The sequence below is a fragment of the Tardiphaga robiniae genome, from assembly GCF_001618955.1.
Lineage (GTDB): Bacteria > Pseudomonadota > Alphaproteobacteria > Rhizobiales > Xanthobacteraceae > Tardiphaga > Tardiphaga robiniae_A.
Genome location: NZ_LVYV01000012.1, coordinates 574,232 through 581,574 on the forward strand (window position 1 = coordinate 574,232; position 7,343 = coordinate 581,574).

Consider the following 7,343-nt stretch of genomic DNA (forward strand, 5'->3'; position numbering starts at 1 on the left):
CTCCAAAGCATGGGGAAAGGCGTGACCAAGCCATCGCGCGGGACACATCCGCGCGTGCAGGCTGATCGCAGTGAAAGGACGTCTTTGGAATGGCAGCGCAAAGGGAGCGCTGCGATCAGAACTTACCCGTCATCGGGTTCAGGTTGTAATCGTTCTTCATGGTTTCCTTCGGCCCGGTGCCATAGGCATAACCTGAGGCAGGCGTCTGGTAACCGGCAGGCGGCTGGGTCAGCGACTCGCGTGTCGGCTCGCCCTTGAACTCGGCGGTCTCACCCTTGTTGCTGCCGAACATGTTCTTGAACAGGCCACCCTCATAGCCGAGCTGCTTCGGGCTCAGCACGATGTTCTTGTTCGGATCGCCTGGTGAGGAATTGTCCACGGCGGACGAGGCGCCACGTGCGCGCTTCGGCGCCATCTCGCGCGGGGTTAACGGACGCGCGGCTTCCAGGACTTCTTCGGGGCGTCCGGTCTTGGACGCAGCGGCAGCCGCACGGCGTTGCTGCACGTCCGGATCTTTCGGCCAGTTTGCAACGGGAGCAGGGCCCCTAGCATCCGGCGGCGGCAGGTCGATCCGCGGCGGGACCACCAGCGGCGAGCGCTCGCGGTAGTCGATGCCGGTGTTTTCCATGTTGGTGCCACCGAGGCCAGTCATGATCTGCTTGATCACTTTCTGTTCGACGGTGGAGTCATCGTCATCGTCATCGGCCGCGCGTACAGCGCCTGCCGACATCACGAGACCAACGCTAAGGGCAACGGCGGTGAGGCGCAGGGCGCGCATCCAGGCGCCCGATGAAGTGTGCAGAGCCCAACCGGTTTCGGTCTCGCGCATCGTGTTCATCCTGTTCAAATATCTGGCGGATCGGCAAGAATCCGAAGAATCCTGGTGCGGTTCCGCTGGTATCGCCCTTGGCCTTGCGTATCGGCTGGGATCAGGGCGCTTTTGCGGCGGGTACCGTGAAGAAAGAGTCATACAGCAGGGCCGCTACACCGGCAACAATGGCGACATCGGCAAGGTTAAACACGTACCAGTTGTAGGTCTTGCCGGCGATTTCGACATGTAGGAGGGCGAAATCGACCACCGCGCCATAGACGAACCGGTCGATGGCATTGCCGATCGCGCCCCCGATGATCAGTCCCAGCCCGATCGTGGCCAGTCTGGTCTCCGATTTCGCCATCCAGATGGCCAGCGCCACCACCGCGATGGCTTTGATAGCCACCAGCACGACCTGACCGGTGGGGCCGGAATCGGAAAACCAGCCGTAGCTGATGCCGGTATTCCAGGCCAGGACGAGATCGAAGAACGGCGTGATCCTGACCAGGCCGCGATGGCCGAGATCGAAGGCATAGAGCAGCCACAGCTTCGTCGCCTGATCGAGGATCAGGATGACGATGGCTGCGATCAGCCCGGAGCGGACGGCTGGTTTCAAACAGCCACTCCCAGCGCCTTCCACTCCCGCAGCGCCTGCGCATCGCGCGGGGTGACATCGGGATAGTCCTTGTCTTCGCCCACCGTCGGCAGGATCTTCCACGACCGCGCACATTTGGTGCCGACGGCCTTTTCCACGACCACGGCGACGCCGGGCACGTCGTTCAGCGCGAAGGCGCTTGCGGGCGCTTCGGCATTGGTCAGCATCGCATTCGAGGTGATGCAGATTTCGGCCAGATCGACGTCAGCCAGTATGGCAAAGATCGCGGGGTCTGTGACATGGATCAGCGGTGAGGCCTCCAGCGACGAGCCGATATTCTTGGCAGCGCGCTCGACTTCCAGCGCGCCGGTGACGACGCGGCGGACATTGCGGATGGTGTCCCACTTCACGGCGAGCGCCTCGTTACGCCATGCCGGCAGCGTCTTCTGGAACGTTTCGAGATGCACCGACACGGAGCTGCTGCCATAGCGCGACAGCCATGCTTCTTCGGCGGTGAAGCTCAGAATGGGTGCGAACCAGGTCACGATCGAACGGAACAGGTAATCGATCACGGTCAGCGACGCCTTGCGTGTCACCGACGACGGCGCGTCGCAATACAGCGTGTCCTTGCGGATGTCGAAGTAGAAGGCCGACAATTCGGTGTTCATGAAGGCGGCGAGCGTGGCCACCACCGTCTTGTAGTCGAAATCGGCATAGGCTTGTCGCACCACCGCATCGACTTCCGAGAGACGATGCAGCATCAAGCGCTCGAGCTCCGGCATATCGTCGGCCCTGACGCGCTCCTCGTCGTGGAAATGCGCGAGGCTGCCGAGCATCCAGCGCACGCTGTTGCGCAGCTTGCGATAGGTCTCGATGGTGTTCTTGATGATCTCCGCGCCGATGCGCTGGTCGTCGGCATAATCGGTGGCGCAGACCCACAGGCGCAGGATGTCGGCGCCGGAGTCCTTGATGATCTTCTGCGGCTCGATGGTGTTGCCGATCGATTTCGACATCTTGCGACCGTTTTCGTCGAGCGTGAAGCCGTGGGTCAGCACGACGTCGAACGGTGCGCGGCCGCGGGTGCCGCTGCTCTCCAGCAGCGACGACTGGAACCAGCCGCGGTGCTGGTCGGAGCCTTCCAGATACATGACGGTGTCCGCGCCGCCCTGGGCCTTGCGCTTGATGCCGGCAAGGCCGGGGAAGTGCACGGGGTCTTCGAGCACGAAGGCGTGTGTGGAGCCTGAGTCGAACCAGACGTCGCAGATGTCGTCGACCTTCTTCCACTCCTCATTGGCAAGCGAGCCGAGGAAATGCTCGCGCGCGCCTTCGGCATACCAGGCGTCGGCGCCTTCCTTCTCGAAGGCGTCGGAAATGCGCTTGTTGACGGCCTCGTCCTGCAGGATCTCGGCGGAGCCGTCGCCTTTCTCGCGCACGAACACCGCGATCGGTACGCCCCAGGCGCGCTGGCGCGAGATCACCCAGTCGGGCTTGGTGTTGATCATGCCGTTGATGCGGTTCTGGCCGGTGGCCGGCACCCATTGCGTGACCTTGATGGCTTCGAGGGCACGGTGACGCAGCGTGTCGCCGGGCTTCGCCTTGCCGTCGTCCGCCATAGCTCCCGGCTTGCCGGGAGCGTTCACTTCCAAAATGTCCTTGTCCATCGCGATGAACCACTGCGGCGTGTTGCGATAGATGACCGGCTTCTTGGAGCGCCAGGAATGCGGGTACTGATGCTTCAGGCGCGCACGCGCCACCAGCATGCCGCGCTCGACCAGCGCCTTGATGACGGCCTCGTTGGCGTCGCCCTTCTCGCCCTTGTCGTTGATTACGCGCGTGCCGGCGAAGCCCGGCGCCTGGTCGGTCAGCGCGCCGTTCTCATCGACGGTGTAGGGGATCGTGGTAGCGATGCCACGCTCGGTGAGCTGGCGGCCATTCGACGTCCAGATATCGAAGTCGTCGCGGCCGTGGCTTGGCGCGGTATGCACGAAGCCGGTGCCGGTATCGTCGGTGACGTGATCGCCGTCGAGCAGTGGCACGATGAAGTCATAGCCGCCGGCGAGACCCTTGAGCGGATGACGGCATTCGAGATCCTCGAGGATGTCTGAGGACAGCTCGCTGCTCTTCTTCCAGGACGTCACGCGCGCCTGCTTGAACACGCTCTCGGCCAGCGCATCGGCGAGGATCAGGAGATCGCCGGTCTTCAGCCAGTTGTCCTCCGGCGCCTCGGTCACTTCATAGAGGCCATAGGCGATCTTGCTGGAGAACGAGATGGCGCGGTTGGCCGGCAGCGTCCATGGCGTGGTGGTCCAGATCACCACCGCGGCCTTGGCGAGCCGGCCGAATTCGGCGGCGACCGGGAATTTCACCCACACCGCATCCGACGTGTAGTCCTCATATTCGACTTCGGCTTCGGCCAGCGCGGTCTTTTCCACCACGCTCCACATCACCGGCTTGGAGCCGCGATACAGCGTGCCATTGGCGGCGAACTTCATCAGCTCGCGCGCGATCTGCGCTTCGGCGAAATAGTCCATGGTGGCGTAGCGGCCGGCCCAGTCGCCGATGATGCCGAGTCGCTTGAATTCCTCGCGCTGGATGTCGAGCCACTTGTTGGCATAGGCGCGGCATTCCTGGCGGAACGCGATCATCGCCGCGCCGTCCTTGAAGTTCGGCTTGGTCTTGCCCTTGGAGCGGTAGTTCTCCTCCTCGATCTTCCATTCGATCGGCAGGCCGTGGCAATCCCAGCCCGGCACGTAGTTGCTGTCGAAGCCCAGCATCTGCTGGCTCTTGGTCACCACGTCCTTGAGGATCTTGTTGAGCGCATGCCCGATATGGATGTTGCCGTTGGCATAGGGCGGGCCGTCATGCAGCACGAATTTCGGCTTGCCCTTGGCGGTCTCGCGGAGCTTGCCGTAGAGGTCGATCTCGTTCCACCGCGCCAGCATTTTCGGCTCGCTGGTCGGCAGGCCGGCGCGCATCGGAAATTCGGTCTGCGGCAAATAGAGGGTCTTGGAATAGTCGTGGGTGTCAGATTTGGCGGGCTTGTCGGACATAATGGCTCTGGCTTGCTCGAATGGCGCTGAAACGCGTGAAAACGCGATGAAACTGGACGGTCCCGGTCTTGCGCCGAGCGAAGCTCAGGCGGAAGCCGGGCCGATAATGCTTATGATGGGGCGCCGTGCAGACATCCGGCACTCAATAGCAGCCGGGGAGACGATCGCAAAGGGTCGGATTAGCCCCGTTTGCCAATCACCCGGGCCGGATTGCCTGCCACGGTGGCGCCGTCCGGGACGTCCCGGGTCACGACACTGCCGGCCCCGATCACGGCGCCGTCACCGATGGTGACACCGGGCACGATAATAGCCCCGCCGCCGATCCAGACATCGGCGCCGATTTTGACCGGCCGGCCGAATTCCAGTCCGCTGCGGCGGGTCTCGGCGTCGCGGGGATGGTCGGCGGCGTAGATCTGCACGGCCGGGCCGATTTGCGTCCGGTCGCCGATGGAGACCGCGACGATATCCAGGATCACGCAATTGAAATTCAGGAAAACGTTGTCGCCGAGATGGATGTTATAGCCGTAGTCGCAGAAGAACGGCGGTCGGATCACGCAGTCGGCGCCGACTCTACCGAAATGCTCGGCGAGCAGTGTCCGTCGTTCGGCGACAGGCCGGTCCAGCTGCGCGTTGTATTTCGCGAGCCAGGCCTTGTTGGCCTTCTCGTCAGCGACCAGTTCGGGGCTGCCGGGGCGATAGAGTTCGCCGGCGAGCATTTTCTGCTTTTCGGTCCTGGTCAGTCGATGTCTCCCAGTTTCGGAAACGCATCCGGCGCAGCCGCCAGCGCGGCCCGCGCTTTGGCGCTGTCGTCGTCCATCTGGCGGATCAGGGGTTCGATGCCCTCGAATTTCAGTTCATCGCGGATGAAGGCAATGAAGGCGACGTCCAGTGCCTGGCCGTAAAGGTCGCCCTTGAAGTCGAACAGGAAGACTTCGAGCAAAGGCGCGCCGTTATCGAACGTCGGGCGCCGGCCAAAGGATGCAACGCCGTCGAAGCGCTCGTTTCCGCGGCCGACCCGCACGGCGTAGATGCCGTGCTTGAGGCCGCAATTGTTATTCAGGCGGATATTGGCGGTGGGATAGCCAAGGTCGCGGCCGAGCTTCTTGCCATGGATCACTTCGCCGGTGATGAACCACGGCCCGTTCAGCATCTCCGTGGCCTCGGTCACCTGGCCCTCAGCCAAGGCCATGCGGATGGCCGTCGAAGACACCGGGCGCTCATCGATATCGACATGCGGCTGGATGTCGACTTCGATGCCGAGGCGTGGCGCTTCGTTGGCCAGCAGGCTGGGCGAACCGACGCGGCCTTTGCCGAAATGAAAGTCGTAGCCCACGGCGATGCCGCTGATGCCGAGACGCTCAATGAGATCGTGGTGAATGAAGTCTTGCGCCGTGGTACTGGCGCGTCCCTTGTCGAAGGTCATGACGACGGCGCCGGCGAGGCCGGTTCCTGCCAGCAGGCGCAGCTTGGCGGCTTCGTCAGAGAGCCGGAACTGCGGCGTGTTCGGGCTGAAGAAACTGCGCGGATGCGGCTCGAAGGTCACCGCCAAAGCGCTTGTTTTATGCAGTTCCGCCATGCGTAACGCAGCACCGATGACGGCGCGGTGGCCGAGATGGACGCCGTCGAAATTACCCATTGCCACGACGCATCCACGCGGGATGGCATTGGCAGGCGTTGTGTCGCGGATCACGCTGAAAGCAGTCGTCATGATTGGATTCGTTGGTGGTTTTGGCGGGTGAGGGACCGTGGCGCGCCCACCACGTCGAAGTCAAGCGAAGGTAAAATCGGCTTTCTTCTCGAATTTGACGAATTTCGCGCCATGGGGCGGTTAACTGGAAATTTAACCCACCCTGCTAATTCTTGCCCCAAGCCGCGGACAGCAATACTCGCCAATCCCGGTTGGAACGGTTTGCCTGACGGCAAATATCATTTTTTGCATTTGCGTATCGTGCCTCAGGGGGAATGAAGATGGCGGTTGATTTGTCGATGACGGTGCTGGTGGTGGACGATTACAACACCATGATCCGCATCATTCGCAATCTTCTGAAGCAGCTTGGTTTCGAACACATCGACGATGCCAGCGATGGCTCGGCGGCGCTGGAAAAGATGCGCACCAAGAAGTATGGCCTGGTGATTTCCGACTGGAATATGGAGCCGATGACGGGCTACGACCTGCTCAAGGAAGTCCGTGCCGATCCCAACCTGTCGCAGACACCTTTCATCATGATCACGGCAGAATCCAAGACCGAGAACGTGATTGCCGCCAAGAAGGCCGGCGTGAACAATTACATCGTCAAGCCGTTCAACGCGGCGACGCTGAAGACCAAGATCGAAGCCGTGTTCCCGGACACCGTGCCGGCGTAAGCCGACGAACTTCTTTCGTCAGAGCTTTTGAGTTTCGCAATGCCCGGCCTCGTGCCGGGCATTTTTCGTTTCGGCTCGTCCCTGTCATTTCGGGTTCGCGTCCGGCAAGTGCCGGCCGCGCCCCGGAATGACAGCGTGGGCGGCCCAAACATTTTTTCCTATCCTCCGTTGACAACATCTTCATAAGGTTTATATTCCCCTTCGTCCTGCCCCACCGAGAGGGGCGATCGCGATCGTCACGTTCGCGGGGTGGGATGCGGTGGACGCCGGAGATGCGGCGTCACGCGGTTCATGGGTGACGGCTGTCTTCGGGCAGGCCGGATCGTCTGTGGTCAGGATACCACTGGGACAGGCGGCACGGTTTGCCTTCGGGTGGCAAAAACCTGCAGATCACGCGACGGACGACCAGGTCAAAACGCGTTCGGCTTACTCGCTTGAGGCACCCTGTCCCTTCGCCTTGGGACTGTAATTTTGGTGATCGGATCGTTCGCCATGGCGAAGCGCAAGCAACCGAAAAAACACC

Annotated in this window: 6 protein-coding genes; 1 reads left to right on the forward strand and 5 read right to left on the reverse strand. The window is 62.0% G+C overall.

All coding sequences use genetic code 11. The features are described from left to right. Positions 1-115: 115 nt before the first annotated feature. The 5 genes from A4A58_RS15950 to A4A58_RS15970 form a co-directional block, all read right to left on the reverse strand. Entirely contained in the window at positions 116-829 is a 714-nt protein-coding gene (locus A4A58_RS15950) for a hypothetical protein (protein ID WP_068733806.1), read from the reverse strand. Positions 830-929: 100 nt separating this feature from the next. Further along, positions 930-1,427 carry a signal peptidase II gene (gene lspA / locus A4A58_RS15955; protein WP_068733679.1) on the reverse strand — a complete coding sequence of 166 codons (498 nt, stop codon included), beginning with the start codon at positions 1,425-1,427 and terminating at the stop codon, positions 930-932. Then, positions 1,424-4,456 (reverse strand): isoleucine--tRNA ligase, encoded by a 3,033-nt coding sequence (gene ileS / locus A4A58_RS15960; RefSeq protein WP_068733681.1) that lies wholly within the window; start codon positions 4,454-4,456, stop codon positions 1,424-1,426. The genes lspA and ileS overlap by 4 nt, the downstream gene beginning before the upstream one ends. A gap of 179 nt (positions 4,457-4,635) precedes the next feature. Further along, entirely contained in the window at positions 4,636-5,196 is a 561-nt protein-coding gene (locus tag A4A58_RS15965; RefSeq protein ID WP_068733683.1) for a sugar O-acetyltransferase, read from the reverse strand. Next, positions 5,193-6,164 (reverse strand): bifunctional riboflavin kinase/FAD synthetase, encoded by a 972-nt coding sequence (locus A4A58_RS15970; protein WP_068733685.1) that lies wholly within the window; start codon positions 6,162-6,164, stop codon positions 5,193-5,195. Before A4A58_RS15970 ends, A4A58_RS15965 begins: the two co-directional genes overlap by 4 nt. A 260-nt stretch (positions 6,165-6,424) precedes the next feature. On the opposite strand from A4A58_RS15970, the gene A4A58_RS15975 reads away from it, so the two are divergent. Continuing rightward, the gene (locus A4A58_RS15975; RefSeq protein WP_068733808.1) at positions 6,425-6,820 is read left to right on the forward strand and encodes a response regulator; all 396 of its coding nucleotides are present in this window, start codon (positions 6,425-6,427) and stop codon (positions 6,818-6,820) included. Positions 6,821-7,343 lie beyond the last annotated feature (523 nt).